The sequence below is a fragment of the Streptomyces sp. NPDC020958 genome (genome assembly GCF_055562175.1).
Genome location: NZ_JBVHFU010000003.1, coordinates 407278 through 425051, shown reverse-complemented (window position 1 = coordinate 425051; position 17774 = coordinate 407278). Strand labels below are relative to the sequence as shown.

Annotated in this window: 16 protein-coding genes; 14 read left to right on the top strand and 2 right to left on the bottom strand. The window is 71.5% G+C overall.

From position 1 onward, the window contains the following. The first annotated feature begins 70 nt into the window (after positions 1-70). The 13 genes from ACZ3KP_RS12140 to ACZ3KP_RS12080 all read left to right on the top strand — a co-directional run bounded on the left by ACZ3KP_RS12140 (position 71) and on the right by ACZ3KP_RS12080 (position 11751). A complete protein-coding gene (locus ACZ3KP_RS12140; RefSeq protein ID WP_467498664.1) occupies positions 71-1405 on the top strand; it encodes a hypothetical protein in 1335 nt (444 codons plus the stop codon). A gap of 227 nt (positions 1406-1632) precedes the next feature. Beyond that, the gene (locus ACZ3KP_RS12135; RefSeq protein ID WP_467498662.1) at positions 1633-2220 is read left to right on the top strand and encodes a GNAT family N-acetyltransferase; all 588 of its coding nucleotides are present in this window, start codon (positions 1633-1635) and stop codon (positions 2218-2220) included. A gap of 109 nt (positions 2221-2329) precedes the next feature. Beyond that, a complete protein-coding gene (locus ACZ3KP_RS12130) occupies positions 2330-2413 on the top strand; it encodes a putative leader peptide (RefSeq protein ID WP_309500612.1) in 84 nt (27 codons plus the stop codon). Positions 2414-2539: 126 nt separating this feature from the next. Further along, complete coding sequence (locus tag ACZ3KP_RS12125) at positions 2540-4237, top strand: nitrite/sulfite reductase (protein ID WP_467498660.1); 1698 nt, start codon at positions 2540-2542, stop codon at positions 4235-4237. Next, a complete protein-coding gene (locus ACZ3KP_RS12120; protein ID WP_132890059.1) occupies positions 4234-4413 on the top strand; it encodes a hypothetical protein in 180 nt (59 codons plus the stop codon). The genes ACZ3KP_RS12125 and ACZ3KP_RS12120 overlap by 4 nt, the downstream gene beginning before the upstream one ends. Continuing rightward, on the top strand, positions 4410-5120 hold the full coding sequence (locus ACZ3KP_RS12115) for a phosphoadenylyl-sulfate reductase (RefSeq protein ID WP_467498658.1): 711 nt from the start codon (positions 4410-4412) through the stop codon (positions 5118-5120). The genes ACZ3KP_RS12120 and ACZ3KP_RS12115 overlap by 4 nt, the downstream gene beginning before the upstream one ends. A gap of 38 nt (positions 5121-5158) precedes the next feature. Next, positions 5159-5695, top strand: a complete 537-nt coding sequence (gene cysC, locus ACZ3KP_RS12110) for an adenylyl-sulfate kinase (protein ID WP_467498656.1) — start codon at positions 5159-5161, stop codon at positions 5693-5695. Beyond that, positions 5692-6630, top strand: coding sequence for a sulfate adenylyltransferase subunit CysD (cysD, locus tag ACZ3KP_RS12105; protein ID WP_361332903.1), 939 nt, complete (start codon positions 5692-5694; stop codon positions 6628-6630). Before cysC ends, cysD begins: the two co-directional genes overlap by 4 nt. A 2-nt stretch (positions 6631-6632) precedes the next feature. Next, on the top strand, positions 6633-7970 hold the full coding sequence (locus ACZ3KP_RS12100) for a sulfate adenylyltransferase subunit 1 (protein WP_467498653.1): 1338 nt from the start codon (positions 6633-6635) through the stop codon (positions 7968-7970). A 231-nt stretch (positions 7971-8201) separates the two neighbouring features. After that, positions 8202-9314 (top strand): aliphatic sulfonate ABC transporter substrate-binding protein, encoded by a 1113-nt coding sequence (locus ACZ3KP_RS12095; RefSeq protein WP_467498651.1) that lies wholly within the window; start codon positions 8202-8204, stop codon positions 9312-9314. A gap of 33 nt (positions 9315-9347) precedes the next feature. Next, positions 9348-10127: an ABC transporter ATP-binding protein gene (locus tag ACZ3KP_RS12090; protein ID WP_358976236.1), complete on the top strand. Its 780-nt coding sequence runs from the start codon at positions 9348-9350 to the stop codon at positions 10125-10127. Beyond that, positions 10114-10992 carry an ABC transporter permease gene (locus ACZ3KP_RS12085; protein WP_358976233.1) on the top strand — a complete coding sequence of 293 codons (879 nt, stop codon included), beginning with the start codon at positions 10114-10116 and terminating at the stop codon, positions 10990-10992. The genes ACZ3KP_RS12090 and ACZ3KP_RS12085 overlap by 14 nt, the downstream gene beginning before the upstream one ends. 9 nt (positions 10993-11001) lie before the next feature. Next, positions 11002-11751: a sirohydrochlorin chelatase gene (locus tag ACZ3KP_RS12080; protein WP_360560572.1), complete on the top strand. Its 750-nt coding sequence runs from the start codon at positions 11002-11004 to the stop codon at positions 11749-11751. Positions 11752-11903: 152 nt separating this feature from the next. Here ACZ3KP_RS12080 and ACZ3KP_RS12075 read toward each other — a convergent pair whose 3' ends face one another. Both ACZ3KP_RS12075 and ACZ3KP_RS12070 read right to left on the bottom strand, forming a co-directional pair. Next, positions 11904-14543 carry a fibronectin type III domain-containing protein gene (locus tag ACZ3KP_RS12075; protein ID WP_467498647.1) on the bottom strand — a complete coding sequence of 880 codons (2640 nt, stop codon included), beginning with the start codon at positions 14541-14543 and terminating at the stop codon, positions 11904-11906. A 157-nt stretch (positions 14544-14700) separates the two neighbouring features. Further along, entirely contained in the window at positions 14701-15243 is a 543-nt protein-coding gene (locus ACZ3KP_RS12070) for a DUF1697 domain-containing protein (protein ID WP_467498645.1), read from the bottom strand. A 225-nt stretch (positions 15244-15468) separates the two neighbouring features. Here ACZ3KP_RS12070 and ACZ3KP_RS12065 point away from each other — a divergent pair, with 225 nt between their 5' ends. Then, entirely contained in the window at positions 15469-17742 is a 2274-nt protein-coding gene (locus ACZ3KP_RS12065) for an MMPL family transporter (protein ID WP_467498643.1), read from the top strand. Positions 17743-17774: the final 32 nt, after the last annotated feature.

The following is a 17774-nucleotide window of genomic DNA, read 5'->3' as shown; positions in this document are numbered from 1 at the left end:
GGGCCTCCCCACCTGCTCCTCGGTCAACGTACGGACCATCCGGCGCAGTTGGCCCGCCTCGGGAGGAGACATGCAGCATCGCGGCAGACACCGGCGACGCAGGCGGGGCGCGGCACTGCGCGCCGCCCTGGCCGGGACCGCGCTCGCGCTCACCGCGACCGCCACGATCGTCAGCGCCTCGCAGGCCACGGTCGCCGAGGACCCCGGCGCGCTGAAGCCCCTGACCTCCACCGCCGCCATGGCCCAGCTGGGGCTCAGGGAGCACCTGGTGCCGCGGCGCTCGCTCGACCGGCTCGCCGCGGCGGCGGGCGGCACCGTCGGGGTCGCGGACGTCCTGCAGAACGCCGACCACACGCTGCGGGAGGCGGCCGACTGCGACTCCGGCGACCGGGACACGCTGCCGGTCACGCCGGCGGCCGACGAGGCGTACTGCTGGGACCCCACCGACACCCTCACCGACGACTGGCGCCCGGCGTCGGTGACCACCTCGTCCGACGCGGACGACGACGGCCTGTGGGGTGCCAACCGCGTCGTCCTCGCCGGCTGGACGCACTCCACCACCTCCGGCCCGGCCGCCTCCCGGGGCCTGGCCCGGATCGCCGTGGTGGACGCGAACGACCCGGCCCACCCCACCTACGCCTGGGTCCTGCTGACCGTGCCCAGCGCCGACGGCAGCACCTACCGGGGCCTGACCTCGCAGATCTCCGGTATGGCCTGGTACGAGAACAAGCTGCTGGTCACCACCGCCCAGGGCAGCGCCGACGCGCTCTACGTCTACGACCTGAACCGCATCCAGCGGACCTCGGTCCTGACGGACGCGGTCGGCCGGGTCCGGGGCGGCTGGTCGGCCGACGGGTTCCGGTACGCGATGCCCGCGGTGGGCTGGTACAGCTTCGCCGCGGGAGCCTGTTCCGGGGACGGCGCGCCCTGTCCGAGCGCGCTCTCGGTGGACCGGGGGACGTCCCCGGACAGTCTGGTGCTCGGCGAGTGGACCACCGCGGGCGGCGACCGGCGGGCCCGGCTGTGGCGGTACGCGTTCGACGAGAGGCCCGCGCGCGACGGGCTGCTCGCCACCAACGCCGCCGGCCGGGTGGAGGCGGTCGAGGCGTACCGGACGGGGGCCTCCGAGATCCGGGGCGTCCTGTCGTACCGGCCGCCGGGCGCGACCGGCTCCGAGTGGTACGTCGGCCATCTGCCCGGCGCCATGGACGGGCACGGCAGCCTGTGGCGCCAGGACACCGACGGCGCGCACGGCAGCCGCTGCGGCTCGGACGCCTCGCACCGCTGCTGGGCCGCGGGTACCGGTTCACTGTCGTACGCGTCCGACACGGGCGAGGTGTGGTCGGTCAGCGAGCGCATGCTGTTCTCGACGCCGCTGCGCTCGATCGACGCGTCGCTGCGCTAGGCCCTGCCGTCACATTCCCGTCGTCGCCCGGAGGGCGGCCCTGCGGCGTCAGGTGCGTGCTCCGGGGGTCCCCCCGGCCGAAGGCTGGGGGGAGCGTGCAGGGCGTCGCGGGGCAGGCGGGAATGTGACGACAGGGCCCAGCTAGTGCCGTGACCGGGAGCGTCGCGTCGGACGCGGCGCCGGGGCGGGCATCGACACGTCGGGGGCCGGGATGATTGCCTGGCCCCATGAGCAGCAGCGTCGTCGTGACCACCTGGTCCCTGGAGCAGACCTCCCCCGCCGACCTCGTCCCGGCCGCCGCCCCGGAGGGCGACGCGGTGCGGATCGTCCGCGCCGAGGTCCCCTCCCCCGAGTTCAGCCGCTTCCTGTACGCCTCGGTCGGCGGTGACATCCGCTGGACCGACCGGCTGGGCTGGAGCCACGCCCGCTGGCGGGAGCACCTGGAACGGCCGGGCGTGGAGACCTGGGTGGCCCACGACCGCGGCACCCCAGCGGGCTACGTCGAGCTGGAGCCGCAGGACGACGGAGTCGTGGAGATCGTCTACTTCGGGCTGCTCCCGGCCTTCCGGGGCCGCCGGATCGGCGGTCACCTGCTCTCCTACGGCGCCGCCCGCGCCTGGGACCTGGCGGACCGGTGGGCGGCGCGGCCCCCGACGAAGCGGGTGTGGCTGCACACCTGCAGCCTGGACGGCGAGCATGCGATGGCGAACTACCAGCGCCGCGGCTTCACGCTCTTCGACACCAAGATCGAGGAGGAACCGGACGTCCCGGCGCCGGGACCGTGGCCGGGAGCGTATCCCGACACCCGCGGGTAAACGCGGCCGGAGCGTGACACGCACCACTTCGTCTCACTATTCAGAATACTTTCGTCCGAATCGTGGACGATGGTGGACTGGCCTGAGATCCGCGTGACACGCTTCCGTCATGTCTGGAACTGGAATCGCCTTGGTGAGTCGGCGGCACGTCGACCTCGGCCGCATGTCCAGCGCCATCTGTCCGGCGGGCTGAGAGCACAGCACCGCCGCCCCCCTCCTGCCCAGACACCGGGGCCTGCGCAGCGCCGCGCAGGCCTCCCCGTGCGCCCGTATGCGCAGGTCAGAGCCGCTTCCCGCCGGTCCCGAAGGACGTTCAACCATGGCCGCCACCCCGCAGAACCCTGCCGCCTCCGGGCCCCGCCGCAAGGTGAGCCGTCACCGCGGCGAGGGACAGTGGGCTATGGGGCACCACACCCCGCTCAACGGCAACGAACAGTTCAAAAAGGACGACGACGGTCTCAATGTGCGGACACGCATTGAGACGATCTACTCCAAGCGCGGCTTCGACTCGATCGACCCCAACGACCTGCGCGGCCGGATGCGCTGGTGGGGCCTGTACACCCAGCGCAAGCCCGGGATCGACGGCGGCAAGACCGCCGTCCTGGAGCCGGAGGAGCTGGACGACAAGTACTTCATGCTGCGGGTGCGGATCGACGGCGGCAGGCTCACCACCCAGCAGCTGCGGGTGATCGGCGAGATCTCGCAGGAGTTCGCGCGGGGCAGCGCGGACATCACCGACCGGCAGAACATCCAGCTGCACTGGATCCGCATCGAGGACGTCCCGGAGATCTGGAACCGGCTGGAGGCGGTCGGCCTGTCCACCACCGAGGCGTGCGGCGACTGCCCGCGTGTGGTGATCGGGTCGCCGGTCGCCGGCATCGCCGAGGACGAGATCATCGACGGCAGCTGGGCCATCGACGAGATCCACGACCGGTACATCGGCAGCAAGGAGTTCTCCAACCTGCCGCGCAAGTTCAAGACGGCGATCTCCGGCTCCCCGCTCCTGGACGTCGTGCACGAGATCAACGACGTGGCGTTCGTCGGTGTCGAGCACCCCGAGCACGGCCCCGGCTTCGACCTGTGGGTGGGCGGCGGCCTGTCCACCAACCCGAAGATCGGCGTCCGGCTCGGCGCCTGGGTGCCGCTGGCGGAGGTCCCCGAGGTCTGGGCCGGCGTGGTCGGCATCTTCCGGGACTACGGCTACCGGCGGCTGCGCACCCGCGCCCGCCTGAAGTTCCTGGTCGCCGACTGGGGCCCGGAGAAGTTCCGCCAGGTGCTCCAGGACGAGTACCTCAAGCGCGCCCTCGTCGACGGCCCCGCGCCCGCCGAGCCCGTCTCCCGCTGGCGGGACCACGTCGGTGTGCACCGGCAGCGGGACGGCAACTTCTACGTCGGGTTCGCGCCGCGCGTCGGCCGCGTGGACGGCGCCACCCTGGCGAAGATCGCGGACCTGGCCGAGGCGCACGGTTCGGGCCGGGTGCGCACCACCGTCGAGCAGAAGATGATCGTCCTCGACGTCGCCGAGGACCAGGTGGAGTCACTGGTCGAGGCGCTGGAGGCGCTGGACCTGACCGCCAGGCCGTCCCCGTTCCGGCGCGGCACCATGGCCTGCACCGGCATCGAGTACTGCAAGCTCGCCATCGTCGAGACCAAGCAGCGCGGCAGCGCCCTGATCGACGAGTTGGAGCGCCGGCTGCCGGACTTCGACGAGCCGCTCACCATCAACCTCAACGGCTGCCCGAACGCCTGCGCCCGTATCCAGGTGGCGGACATCGGTCTCAAGGGCCAGTTGGTCCTCGACGACCAGGGCAACCAGGTGGAGGGCTACCAGGTGCACCTCGGCGGTGCGCTGGGCCTGGAGGCCGGTTTCGGCCGCAAGGTCCGCGGTCTCAAGGTGACCTCCGAGGAACTGCCCGACTACGTCGAGCGGGTGCTCAGGCGCTTCCAGGCGGAGCGCGAGGACGGCGAGCGGTTCGCCGCCTGGGCGTCCCGCGCCGGCGAGGAGGCCCTCTCATGAGCGAGCGGGCCGCCCCCTTCTACTGCCCCTACTGCGGCGACGAGGACCTGCGTCCCAGTGACGAGGGCCACGGCGCCTGGGAATGCGCGGCCTGCAACCGCGCATTCCAGCTGAAGTTCCTCGGGCTGCTCGCCCGGGGGCTGAAGCACTCCGAAGCTGGAGGGGAACACATATGACCACGACTCAGGAAGACCGCACGACGGACGAGTTGAAGGCGCTGGCCGAGCAGGCCGGGCGCGATCTCGAGGACGCCTCCGCCCTGGAGATCCTCCAGTGGGCGGTGGACACCTTCGGCAAGGGCTTCTGCGTGACCTCCTCCATGGAGGACGCGGTGGTGGCCCACCTGGCGTCGCGCGTCCAGAAGGGCGTGGACGTCGTCTTCCTCGACACCGGCTACCACTTCCCGGAGACGATCGGCACCCGGGACGCGGTCGAGGCCGTGATGGACGTCAACGTCATCACCCTCACCCCACGTCAGACGGTCGCCGAGCAGGACGCGGAGTACGGCCCGAGGCTGCACGACCGCGACCCCGACCTGTGCTGCAGGCTCCGCAAGGTCCAGCCGCTGGAGCAGGGCCTGACGAAGTACGCGGCCTGGGCGACCGGGCTGCGCCGCGACGAGTCCCCGACCCGGGCGAACACCCCGGTCGTCGGCTGGGACGAGAAGCGGCAGAAGGTCAAGATCTCGCCGATCGCCCGCTGGACCCAGGACGACGTGGACGCGTACGTCGCCGAACACGGCGTGCTGACCAACCCGCTGCTGATGGACGGCTACGCCTCCGTCGGCTGCGCCCCCTGCACCCGCCGCGTGCTGGAGGGCGAGGACGCGCGCGCCGGCCGCTGGGCGGGGCGCGCGAAGACCGAGTGCGGACTGCACGGATGACCGCGCATGCCACTGAGGCGAACACGGAGGAGTTGCACGTGACGACCGGAGCCACCGTCTGGCTCACGGGTCTGCCGAGTGCCGGCAAGACCACCATCGCGTACGAGCTGGCGAACCGGCTGCGCGCGGAGGGCCACCTCGTCGAGGTGCTCGACGGCGACGAGATCCGCGAGTTCATCTCGGCGGGCCTCGGCTTCACCCGGGAGGACCGGCACACCAACGTGCAGCGCATCGGCTTCGTCGCCGAACTCCTCGCCCGCAACGGCGTCAAGGCCCTGGTCCCGGTGATCGCGCCCTACGCGGACAGCCGGGACGCGGTGCGGGGGCGCCACGCGGAGAACGGCACCGCCTATGTCGAGGTGCACGTGGCGACCCCGGTCGAGGTGTGCTCCGTACGTGACGTGAAGGGGCTGTACGCCAAGCAGGCCGCCGGTGAACTCACCGGTCTCACCGGCGTCGACGACCCGTACGAGGAGCCCGAGACGCCCGATCTGCGGATCGAGTCGCAGCACCAGACCGTGCAGGAGTCCGCGGCGAGCGTGTACGCCCTGCTCAGCGAGAGGGGACTGGCATGACGGCGACCGTGGCGACCCACGGGGAGGGCACGGACACCCCGTACGCCCTGTCCCACCTGGACGCGCTGGAGTCCGAGGCGGTCCACATCTTCCGCGAGGTGGCGGGTGAGTTCGAGCGGCCGGTGATCCTGTTCTCCGGCGGCAAGGACTCCATCCTGATGCTGCACCTGGCCCTGAAGGCGTTCGCACCCGCGCCGGTCCCCTTCTCGCTGCTGCACGTGGACACCGGGCACAACTTCCCCGAGGTCCTGGAGTACCGCGACCGCACGGTGGCACGGCACGGGCTGCGGCTGCACGTGGCCTCCGTGCAGGACTACATCGACCGCGGTGTGCTGCGCGAACGCCCCGACGGCACCCGCAACCCGCTGCAGACGCTGCCGCTCACCGAGAAGATCCAGAGCGAGCGCTTCGACGCCGTCTTCGGCGGCGGCCGCCGCGACGAGGAGAAGGCCCGCGCCAAGGAACGCGTGTTCTCGCTGCGCGACGAGTTCTCCCAGTGGGACCCGCGCCGCCAGCGCCCCGAGCTGTGGAACCTCTACAACGGCCGGCACGCACCCGGCGAACACGTCCGCGTCTTCCCGCTGTCCAACTGGACCGAACTGGACGTCTGGCAGTACATCGCCCGCGAGGGCATCGAACTGCCGGAGATCTACTTCGCGCACGAGCGTGAGGTGTTCCAGCGGGCCGGGATGTGGCTGACGGCCGGCGAGTGGGGCGGCCCGAAGGACGGTGAGCGCGTCGAGAAGCGCCAGGTCCGCTACCGCACCGTCGGCGACATGTCCTGCACCGGCGCCGTGGACTCCGACGCGACCACGCTGGACGCCGTGATCGCCGAGATCGCCGCGTCCCGGCTGACCGAGCGCGGCGCCACCCGCGCCGACGACAAGCTCTCCGAGGCCGCGATGGAAGACCGCAAGCGCGAGGGGTACTTCTAGACATGAGCACGACCACCACGGAACTCGGTCTGGACGAGACCACGCTGCTGCGGTTCGCGACCGCCGGCTCGGTCGACGACGGCAAGTCCACCCTCGTCGGACGGCTGCTGCACGACTCCAAGTCGGTCCTCACCGACCAGCTGGAGGCCGTCGAGCGGGCCTCCGCCAGCCGCGGCCAGGACGCCCCGGACCTCGCGCTGCTCACCGACGGGCTGCGTGCCGAGCGCGAGCAGGGCATCACCATCGACGTGGCCTACCGGTACTTCGCCACCCCGAAGCGCCGGTTCATCCTCGCCGACACACCGGGCCACGTGCAGTACACCCGCAACATGGTCACCGGCGCCTCCACCGCCGAGCTGACCGTGATCCTGGTCGACGCCCGCAACGGCGTGGTCGAGCAGACCCGCCGGCACGCCGCGATCGCCGCCCTGCTGCGCGTCCCGCACGTCGTGCTCGCCGTCAACAAGATGGACCTGGTCGGCTACCAGGAGCCGATCTTCGCGGGGATCGCCGAGGAGTTCACGGCGTACGCGACCGAGCTGGGCGTCCCCGAGGTCACCGCGATCCCGATCTCGGCGCTCGTCGGCGACAACGTCGTGGAACCCTCCGCGAACATGGACTGGTACGGCGGCCCGACCGTCCTGGAGCACCTGGAGACCGTCCCGGTCAGCCACGACCTGGCGCACTGCCACGCCCGGCTGCCCGTGCAGTACGTGATCCGCCCCCAGAGCGCGGACCACCCCGACTACCGGGGCTACGCCGGACAGATCGCGGCCGGCACGTTCCGGGTCGGCGAGGAGGTCACGGTGCTGCCGTCGGGCCGCACGACGACGATCTCCGGCATCGACCTGCTCGGCCGGCCGGTCGACACGGCGTGGACGACCCAGTCGGTGACCCTGCTGCTCACGGACGACATCGACGTCTCGCGCGGCGACCTGATCGTGCCGACCAAGGACGCCCCGCCGACCACCCAGGACGTCGAGGCGACCGTCTGCCACGTCGCCGACGCGCCGCTGACCGTCGGCCACCGGGTGCTGCTCAAGCACGGCACCCGCACGGTCAAGGCGATCGTCAAGGACATCCCGTCCCGGCTCACCCTCGACGACCTGTCCCTGCACCCGCACCCGGGCCGGCTCGTCGCCAACGACATCGGCCGGGTGAAGATCCGTACCGCCGAGCCGCTGCCGGTCGACTCCTACGCCGACTCGCGCCGCACCGGCTCGTTCATCCTGATCGACCCCGCCGACGGCACCACGCTCACCGCGGGCATGGTCGGCGAGTCGTTCGCGACCCCCGAGCCCGTCAAGGACGAGCCCGAAGACGACGGCTGGGACTTCTGACATGCAGACGACCGACGTCTACTCGACGTTCGCGAAGGAGGGCGGCCGCGTCGGCAGCGGTGCCCTCGGCAGCGGGCAGGGCGGGGTGGCGCGATGTGCGTGCTGACGTACGCGCACTGCCTGCGCGCCCTGGCCCCCCACCCGACGTCCCGGATGCGACGAAGACCTGCCGACCTCCCGGCCACGACCTGAAAGACCGTGACCGCCGGGCCAACGAGAGGAAAGCCTCCCGTGCCTGCCAATCTCTCAACGCTCCTTCGCCGCGGCGTCGCCGTGGCCGCCGCGCTCCCCTTGCTCACGCTCGCCGCCTGCGGCTACGGGTCGAAGTCCACGACGGACAACGCCAAGGAGAAGGTCTCCGCCGGCTCCTCCAAGATCGACGGCCTCGACTCGGTCAAGATCGGCTACTTCGGCAACCTCACCCACGGGACCGCGCTCGTCGCCCGTCAGCAGGGCTACTTCCAGAAGCAGCTGGGCGCCACCAAGGCGGCGTACCAGATCTTCAACGCCGGCCCCTCGGAGATCGAGGCCCTGAACTCCGGCTCCATCGACATCGGCTGGATCGGCCCGTCCCCGTCGATCAACGGCTACACCAAGTCGAACGGCAAGAGCCTGAAGATCATCGGTGGTTCGGCCTCCGGCGGTGTCAAGCTCGTCGTGAACCCGAAGAAGATCAAGTCCCTGAAGGACGTCAAGGGCAAGAAGATCGCGACGCCGCAGCTGGGCAACACGCAGGACGTGGCGTTCCTCAACTGGATCGCCGACCAGGGCTGGAAGGTCGACGCCAACACCGGCAAGGGCGACGTGTCGGTGGTCCGCACCGACAACAAGATCACCCCCGACGCCTACAAGTCCGGTGCCATCGACGGTGCCTGGGTTCCCGAGCCGACCGCCTCCAAGCTGGTCGCCGAGGGCGCAAAGGTGCTGCTCGACGAGTCGACGCTGTGGCCGGACAAGAAGTTCGTGATCACGAACATCATCGTGCGGCAGCAGTTCCTCAAGGACCACCCGAAGGCCGTCGAGGCGGTGCTGAAGGCCTCGGTCGAGGCCAACAAGTGGATCAACGCCAACCCCGACCAGGCCAAGGCGGTGGCGAACAAGCAGCTGGAGGCCGACTCCGGCAAGGCGCTGAAGGCGAACGTCCTGGACCCGGCGTGGAAGTCGATCCAGTTCACCGACGACCCGCTGGCCGCCACCCTCAACACCGAGGCGGAGCACGCCGTGAAGGCCGGCCTGCTGCAGAAGCCGGACCTGAAGGGGATCTACGACCTGACGATCCTCAACAAGGTCCTCAAGGCCGACGGTGAGGCCACCGTCTCCGACGCCGGCCTCGGCAGCAGCTGACGGACCCCGACGAGATCCCAGGAGGTGACGACCATGGCCACGACCCTCGCCCAGGCCGACGAGACCGTCGAGTACGCGGCGCGGCTCGAACACGTCTCCAAGTCCTTCGCCGGACCGGGTGGGCAGCAGCTCGTCCTGGACGACATCAGCCTCGATGTCGCGCCGGGCGAGTTCGTCACCCTCCTGGGGGCCTCGGGCTGCGGCAAGTCCACGCTGCTGAACCTGGTGGCGGGCCTGGACGCGCCGAGCACCGGTGCGATCGCGACGGACGGCCGCCCGGCCCTGATGTTCCAGGAGCACGCCCTCTTCCCGTGGCTGACCGCGGGCAAGAACATAGAACTCGCCCTCAGGCTGCGCGGCGTGCCGAAGAACGAGCGGCGCGGCAAGGCCGAGGAACTGCTCGAACTCGTCCGGCTGAAGGGCGCGTACGGCAAGCGCGTGCACGAGCTGTCGGGCGGTATGCGGCAGCGGGTGGCGCTGGCGCGCGCGCTCGGCCAGGAGAGCAACCTGCTGCTGATGGACGAGCCGTTCGCGGCTCTCGACGCCATCACGCGGGACGTGCTGCACGACGAACTGACCCGGATCTGGGCGGAGACCGGGGTGTCCGTCCTGTTCGTCACGCACAACGTGCGCGAGGCGGTGCGGCTGGCACAGCGGGTCGTCCTGCTGTCGTCCCGGCCGGGCCGGATCGCCCGCGAGTGGACGGTCGGCATCCCGCAGCCGCGTCGTATCGAGGACGCGCCCGTGGCCGAACTGTCCCTTGAGATCACCGACGTACTGCGGGGGGAGATCCGCCGTCATGGCCAGCACTGAGACCACGCCGACCCAGGATGCCGGGAGTGTCGAGGCGGGCCTCGACGCGCTGGAGACCTCGGTCGTCGGACGGCCGCCCTTCAGCCAGACCCTCCGGAACAAGATCCTGCCGCCGGTCATCGCCGTCGCGGTGGTGCTGGTCGCCTGGACCCTGCTCTACCCGGTCGTCGACGACCCGTCGAAGCTGCCCTCCCCCGCCGACGTCTGGAGCGCGGTCGAGGACCAGTGGGTCAAGGGGACCCTGCTCAGCTACATCTGGGGCAGCGTCTCCCGCGGTCTGCTGGGCTTCCTGCTCGCGCTGGTGATCGGCACGCCGCTGGGCCTGGTGGTGGCGCGGGTGAAGTTCGTCCGCGCGGCCTTCGGCCCGATCCTGTCCGGCCTCCAGTCGCTGCCCTCGGTCGCCTGGGTGGCGCCGGCGGTCATCTGGCTGGGGCTGAACAACTCGGTGATGTTCACGGTGATCCTGCTGGGTGCCGTGCCCTCCATCGCCAACGGTCTGGTGTCGGGCGTCGACCAGGTGCCCCCGCTGTTCCTGCGGGCGGGCCGCACCCTGGGCGCCACGGGCCTGCGCGGCACCTGGCACATCGTGATGCCGGCCGCGCTGCCCGGTTACGTGGCCGGTCTGAAGCAGGGCTGGGCGTTCTCCTGGCGTTCGCTGATGGCCGCCGAGATCATCGCCCAGTCGCCGGACATGGGCATGGGCCTCGGGCAGCTGCTCGAAGTGGGCCGTACCAACAGCGACATGGCGACGGTCTTCCTGGCCATCCTGCTCATCCTGTTCGTCGGCATCGCCATCGACCTGCTGATCTTCAGCCCGCTGGAGCGCTGGGTGCTGCGCAGCCGCGGTCTGCTGGTGAAGAGCTGAGGTCCGTCCATGCGGAGGAAGCCGGTGCGCCCCGTCCTCGTGGTGATCGCCCACGGCAGCCGTGATCCGCGGCACGCGGCGACCGTGCACGCCCTGGTGGAGCGGGTGCGGTCGCTGCGGCCCGGGCTGCGCGTGGAGACCGGCTTCCTGGATTTCAACATCCCGTCCGTGCACGGTGTGCTGGAGTCACTGGCGGCGGAGGGCGTCCGGGACGTCGTCGCCCTCCCTCTCCTGCTCACCCGCGCGTTCCACGCGAAGGCCGACATCCCGGCCGTCCTGCGGGACGCGCCGCGGCAGCTGCGGATCCGGCAGGCGGACGTGCTGGGCCCGTCCCCGCTGCTGCTCTCGGCCCTGGAACGGCGGCTGTACGAGGCGGGGCTGAGCCCCGCCGACAAGGCCTCGACCGGGGTCGTCCTGGCCTCGGCGGGGTCCAGCGACCCGGAGGCGATCGCGGTGATCGCGGACCTCGCGCGGGAGTGGCGGGGCACCGGCTGGTGCGCCGTGCGGCCCGCGTTCGCCTCCGCCGCCCTCCCCCGCACCGAGGACGCGGTACGCGAACTCCGGGAGCTGGGCTGCGCCCGGGTGGCGGTGGCCCCGTACGTCCTCGCGCCCGGCTTCCTGCCCGACCGGATCGCCCGGGGCGCGGTCGAGGCGGACGTGCTGGCCGAGGTGCTGGGTCCGGCACCGGAGGTGGCGCGCGTGCTCCTCCAGCGGTACGACGCGGCCCGCCTGCCCGCGCTGGCGGCCGTGGGGGCCTGACGGGTCGGTGTTCGCGGTCCGGCGCTCCCCTGTCCGTCGGACCGCGAACAGCCGGTCCACGGCGGGCCGCCCCTGCGGGCACCCGCTGCCGTGGCCGACTCTTCCTACTGCGTCGTGCGGGGCGAACGTGTCACACCTGGGACATGACCGGTTCAGTTCCCAACGACTTGTCCTTGTTGGGCCGTTGACCCGGTCGTCGCGGTCACCGTGGCCGCGGGGCCGACACCGGCCGCGGTGACGGCGGCGACGGTCACGGTGTAGCGGGTGCCGGGGCGCAGTCCGCCGATCACCCGGAACATGCCCTTGGCGGACGGCTGGGTGACCAGGACGTCCCGGCCGGTCACGTCGACCGGGGCACGGCCGTCGGAGACGGTGACCCGGTAGCCGGTCACCCTGGCGTCGCCGGTGTCGGTGGGCGGGGTCCAGGCGAGGGTGGCCGCGGTGGCCGCCGTGCGCAGTTTCGGGCCGGTCGGCGCGGCCGGGAGGGTGTGCGCGGCGGTCGGGGCCAGCGGCGCCGAGGCGAGTGAGGGGGCGCTCTCGCCGTGGGCGTTGCGGGCGGTGACCGTCACGGTGACGGGGGTCGCGGGGACGCCGAGGCGGATCAGGGCGGTCCGCTTGAACTCGGCCGCGGAGGCGCTCGCTTCGCCGACCTGGCGGCCTGCCGTGTCGTAGGCCCGGGCGGTGTAGCCCGTCACCGGTGCACCCCCGTCCGCGAACGTGGGGTTGAAGGTGACCCAGAGCGCGTCGGCACCGGCGGTGCCGGTCCCGACCCGGGAGGGCGCCTCGGGAACGGAGACGGCGCCGATCCGGCGGTCGAGCAGGTGCCGGTAGGCGGGTTCGAGTCCGGCGGCGTCCAGGACGGCCGCCGGCACGTCGGAGAGCCCCGCCATGATCTGGTTGCCGGTGGTGACCAGGCCCTTGTTGTCGCCGTCGGCCGTGCCCTCCTCCCACCAGTTGTCCTTGACCAGGGTGGGGTCGTTGTTGCCGAGGCCGTCGCGGTAGTCGGTGTGCCGGGAGGCGACGTTGGCGTAGGAGGCGCCGTAGAGGACGTTGCCCTCGACGGTCTCGTAGGTGCAGCCGTTGTCGGTGTAGACGCTCTTGCCGAGGCCCCACTGGTCGTGGATGACGTTGCCGGTGACCTTCTCGCCGTCGGCCAGGGAGGTGCCGGTCAGGCCCTGGGTGTAGACGCCGCCGCCGTCGTCGAGCATCTGCATGTAGTCGTGGATCAGGTTGTTCCGTACGGCGTTGTCGTGGCTGGGGTTCGCGGTGGCCGGGTCGCCGATCTTGTCGGGCCAGCCGCCCCAGCCCAGGGAGACGGCCGAGTAGCCGACGTGGTCGATCTGGTTGTGGGCGATGGTGTCGTGCTGCGTGTAGCCGTTGAGGATCGCCACCCCGCCGTGGTACTCGCGGGGCAGCCCGTAGAGGTGGTTGTCGGTCACCTGGACGCCGGAGGCGGGCGTCTGCCCGTCGACCCCGCCGATCTCGACGCCGTTGCCGGAGATGTCGGTGAAGATGCTTCCGCTGACCGTGGAGTCCGCCGAGCCCGCCCCCAGTTCGAGGCCGGACGCGCCGAGGTGGGCGAAGACGTCGTCGGCGAAGCCGATGCGCTGCCCGTACGCGAACGACACGTTGCCCGGCATCTTCGTCCAGGACGCGAAGGGGCAGGTGCCGCCCTCGACGTACTGGCACAGCCCCTGGGTGGCCCAGCCCCGGTCCCCGGTGATGGTGTAGCCGGCCTGGATCTCGGAGAAGCCCTCCGGGCCGCTCGGCGTCAGCCAGGTCGCGTAGCCGAACTCGATGTCGCGGAAGACGATGTCGTGCACGGGCGCGGCCGCCGTGCCCCGTCCCTCGACCAGTTTCTCGGCGGCCGCCGCCTCGACGTCGGCGTGGGACAGGCGCTCGCCCTCGCGGGGCAGGTAGTAGACCCGGTGCGCGCTCTTGTCGAGGTACCACTCACCGGGCTGGTCGAGCAGTTCGTAGGCGTTCTCGACGTACGACGGCTTGCCGCCGTCGGTGAGTCTCCCGGGGCCGACCATGCTGACGGTGCGGCCGGGGATGTCGGGGAACTCCACGCGCTTGTTGGAGTTGTCCCAGCAGGGCTGGGTCATGGTGATCGTGGTTCCCTCGGCGGCGGCGACCCGGCAGCGCGGCTCGGTCCACTGCCCGAGTCCGTTGCGTTCCACGTTCCACAACGCCTCACCGCTGGTGTACACGAACTCCGCGTCGGCGGGGTGCTCCCAGTGGGCGAGGGTGTCGGAGGACGCGGTGTAACCGGTGGCGGTCTGGGTGAGGGTGACCGGGACGGCCCCGCGGGCGCGTTGGGCGCGCACCCCGTCGACGTACAACTGCCGGGTGTCGGTGAGCCCTCGGGGGGTCGGCGCGGACCACAGCCCGGGCCGGCCCGGCACCCGCCGCCAGCCGGTGACCCGGCGGCCGCCGCTGATCAGGGTGGCGTCGCCGGTGCCCTGCCAGATCACCCGGTGGCCGTTGCCGCCGGAGTCACGGGCGTCCAGGACCAGGGGCCCGGTGCGGCGGTAGGTGCCCGGGGCGAGGTGCACGGTGAGGTCGGCGCGCAGTCCGGCGACCCTGCCCCGGACCAGGTCGCGGGCGCGGTCGAGGGTGCGGACGGGGCTTCGTGCGGTGCCGGCGGCGTGGTCGTCGCCGACGGGTGAGACGTAGACGTCGGAGGAGGCGCGGGCCTCGGCCGTGGCCGGGGCGGCGAGGCCCGGGGTGCCGAGGGCGAGCGCGGCGGCGACGAGGGTGACGAGGGCGGCTCTTCGGTGCGTGGGCATGTACCCCTCCCGTGGGATCAGCCTGGAACCAACGGAACCAACCCCGGGAAAGGTAGGAGCATTTGGATGCCTCGGTCAATGAATGTGACGCGATTGCTCACGACGACTCACACAAGCCCCTTGATTCATCGGACCAGTGGCGTCATGGCGACGCACGTCAGCCGGTCAGCTCGACCAGTTTGAGGACGGTGTTCCAGTTCCGGGTGGTGGCGATCAGCCCCTTGTTGACCCGGGACCGGGACAACGCCTCCGCCAGCTTGGAGCGGCCGAGTCCGTCCGGGGCGTACAGGTACAGCGCCCGGTCCCCGAGGCGGAACTCCTCCGGGAGGTGGACGGCCGGGTCGATGCCCGCGTAGCGCTCCGCGGCGACCGGCCCGGAGAAGTAGGTGACGTGCAGTTGCTTGGCCTCCAGCTCTGCGGCCGGGAAGGGGCAGGCCTCGGCGACCGCCTTCAGGTAGGCGTGGTCACGGACCAGCACGTCGACGGGGAAGCCGAACCGCTCCTCGATCGCCCCGGTCAGCTCCGCCTCCAGAACGTCCGCGTCCCCGCGGGCGGAGGTGAAGACGGCCTGCCCGCTCTGCAGATAGGTCTGGACGCGGTCGTGGCCCAGCCCGGTCATCAGCCCGCGCAGCTCGGCCATCGGGAGCTTCTTCTTGCCGCCCACGTTGATCCCGCGCAACAGCGCCGCATAGGTCGTCATTCGAACACCTTAGAACGGCCGTCGTGACCCTGATCGGCATCCCCGAGACAGGCCGACAGATGTAAGGGCCCCACATCCTCCTCGGCGACGAGAGAGGGCCGCGGTACTTCACCGGGCAGCACGAGGAGCCGGCCTTCCCCGGCCCATACCTTCGAAGCGGACGAAGGACATGCAGCAAAGGTGACGGCGGGGGCCGTCACCGCACACGAGGGGGGAGATTCCGTCATGGATCCCGTCATGGATCCCGTCAAGGGGCAGGGAGAGACGCGGGTGCGGGGCCTGGCCGCCCGGGCCGGCGGCTGGAGCGCGCGGCACCGCTGGGCCGCCGTCGGCATATGGGTGCTGTTCGTCGTCCTGGCGATGGGGCTGGGCTCGGCGGCCGGCCGGGTCGACGTCGACGAGGGCGACCAGCTCAAGGGCGAGACGCACACCGCCGCGCGGATCATCGACGACGCGGGGATCAAGGAGCCGGCCGGCGAGACGGTGCTGATCCAGGCGAAGGACACCTCGATCAGGGCCACGGACGGCGCTTTCAGGGCCGCCGTCGCGGACGTGGTGAAGGCCGTCGAGGACACCGGCGCGGTCACGGACGTCACCTCCCCCTACGACACCCGGACCATCTCGAAGGACGGCCGCAGCGCGCTGGTCCAGTTCGACATGCGCGGCGACGCCAAGACCGCGGGCGACCGGGTCGAGCCGGTGCTGAACGCCGTCAAGGAGGTGCAGAAGGCGCACGGCTCGCTGCGGATCGAGGAGATCGGCGGCGCCAGCATGAACAAGCAGTACTCCGACGCCTTCGGCAAGGACTTCCAGCGGGCCGAGTACTCCGCCGTCCCGGTGGCCTTCGGCATCCTGCTCATCGCGTTCGGCGCCCTGGTGGCCGCCCTGCTGCCGGTCGGCCTGGCGATCACCGCGATCATGGCGACGATGGGCCTGATGGGGCTGGTCAGCCATCTGCAGCCGATGAGCGACACCGCCAACTCCGTGATGCTGCTGGTCGGCATGGCGGTCGGCGTCGACTACTGCCTGTTCTACCTGCGCCGGGAGCGCGAGGAGCGGGACGCCGGCCGGGACGCGGGAGCCGCGCTGCGGATCGCCGCCGCCACCAGCGGCCGGGCGATCATCGTCTCCGGTGTGACGGTGTGCGTGGCGATGGCGGGCATGCTGTTCACCGGGCTCGCCCAGTTCGAGGCGATGGGCCTGGCCTCCCTGATGGTCGTCGCGGTCGCCATGGTCGGCTCCGTGACCGTGCTGCCCGCGCTGCTCTCCCTGCTGGGCGAGCGGGTCGAAAAGGGCCGGATCCCCTTCCTGCGCCGCCGCGGACGCCGCAGCGGCCCCGCCGAGAGCCGCTTCTGGACGGCCGTGCTGCGCGGTGTGCTCGCCCGGCCGCTGGTCTGCGTGGTCGTCGCGGTCGGCGCGCTGCTCGCCGTCGCCGCACCCGCCCTCGGCATGAAGACCTCGCAGCTCACCCTGGACCAGGAGTTCGGCCACTCGCTGCCGATCGTGGGCACCTACGACCGGCTGAACCAGGCCTTCCCGGGCGGTTCCGAGCCCGCCGAGGTGGTCGTCAGGGCCAAGGACATCAACGCCCCCGAGGTGAAGCAGGCGCTGACCGACTTCCGGGAGCGGGCGATCAGCTCGGGCGCCTCGCGCGGCCCGGTCGACATCAAGCTGCACGACGCCTCGAACGTGGCCCTGATATCCGTGCCGCTGGTGGGCGGCTCCGACCTGGACAAGGCCGGCCGGAGCCTGGAGAAGCTGCGCGACGAGGTACGGCCCGCCACCCTCGGCAAGGTCGACGGCGTGCAGGCGCCGATCACCGGGAACGTCGCGGGCAACGAGGACTTCAACGACCAGCTGATGGGCTCGGTGGTCCCGGTCTTCGCCTTCGTGGTCGTCTTCGCCTTCCTGCTGATGCTGCTGTCGTTCCGCTCGCTGACGGTCGCGGTCACCTCGATCGTCCTCAACCTGCTCTCGGTGGGCGCCGCCTACGGCATCCTCGTCGCCGTCTTCCAGCACGGCTGGGGCGCCTCCCTGGTCGGAGCGGAGGGCGTCGGCGCGATCGTCACCTGGCTGCCGCTGTTCCTCTTCGTGATCCTGTTCGGCCTGTCCATGGACTACCACGTCTTCGTGGTCTCCCGGATCCGCGAGGCCCGGCTGCGCGGCCGCTCCACCAAGGACGCCATCCAGCACGGGGTGGTCACCACCGCCGGAGTCGTCACCAGCGCCGCCGTCATCATGGTCGCCGTGTTCGCGATCTTCGGCACGCTGTCCATGCAGTCCATGAAGCAGATGGGCGTGGGCCTGGCGGCGGCCGTCCTCATCGACGCGACGGTCATCCGGGGCGTGCTGCTCCCGGCGGTGATGGCACTGCTCGGCGAGCGCAACTGGTACCTGCCGAACTGGCTGCGGTGGCTGCCGGACCTCTCCCACGACGAGTCGCCGGAGCCGGTGCGGTCACCGGTGGCGCGGGGCGATCAGGACCGGCTGCCGGTCTGAGCACCGCCCCCGGCCAAGGGCCCGTCGGCTTC

Coding starts and splice junctions, on each gene's coding strand:
- ACZ3KP_RS12140 (WP_467498664.1), top strand. CDS start 71: ATGCAGCATCGCGGCAGACACCGGCGACGCAGGCGGGGCGCGGCACTG.
- ACZ3KP_RS12135 (WP_467498662.1), top strand. CDS start 1,633: ATGAGCAGCAGCGTCGTCGTGACCACCTGGTCCCTGGAGCAGACCTCC.
- ACZ3KP_RS12130 (WP_309500612.1), top strand. CDS start 2,330: ATGTCTGGAACTGGAATCGCCTTGGTGAGTCGGCGGCACGTCGACCTC.
- ACZ3KP_RS12125 (WP_467498660.1), top strand. CDS start 2,540: ATGGCCGCCACCCCGCAGAACCCTGCCGCCTCCGGGCCCCGCCGCAAG.
- ACZ3KP_RS12120 (WP_132890059.1), top strand. CDS start 4,234: ATGAGCGAGCGGGCCGCCCCCTTCTACTGCCCCTACTGCGGCGACGAG.
- ACZ3KP_RS12115 (WP_467498658.1), top strand. CDS start 4,410: ATGACCACGACTCAGGAAGACCGCACGACGGACGAGTTGAAGGCGCTG.
- cysD (WP_361332903.1), top strand. CDS start 5,692: ATGACGGCGACCGTGGCGACCCACGGGGAGGGCACGGACACCCCGTAC.
- ACZ3KP_RS12100 (WP_467498653.1), top strand. CDS start 6,633: ATGAGCACGACCACCACGGAACTCGGTCTGGACGAGACCACGCTGCTG.
- ACZ3KP_RS12090 (WP_358976236.1), top strand. CDS start 9,348: ATGGCCACGACCCTCGCCCAGGCCGACGAGACCGTCGAGTACGCGGCG.
- ACZ3KP_RS12085 (WP_358976233.1), top strand. CDS start 10,114: ATGGCCAGCACTGAGACCACGCCGACCCAGGATGCCGGGAGTGTCGAG.
- ACZ3KP_RS12080 (WP_360560572.1), top strand. CDS start 11,002: ATGCGGAGGAAGCCGGTGCGCCCCGTCCTCGTGGTGATCGCCCACGGC.
- ACZ3KP_RS12075 (WP_467498647.1), bottom strand. CDS start 14,543: ATGCCCACGCACCGAAGAGCCGCCCTCGTCACCCTCGTCGCCGCCGCG.
- ACZ3KP_RS12070 (WP_467498645.1), bottom strand. CDS start 15,243: ATGACGACCTATGCGGCGCTGTTGCGCGGGATCAACGTGGGCGGCAAG.
- ACZ3KP_RS12065 (WP_467498643.1), top strand. CDS start 15,469: ATGGATCCCGTCATGGATCCCGTCAAGGGGCAGGGAGAGACGCGGGTG.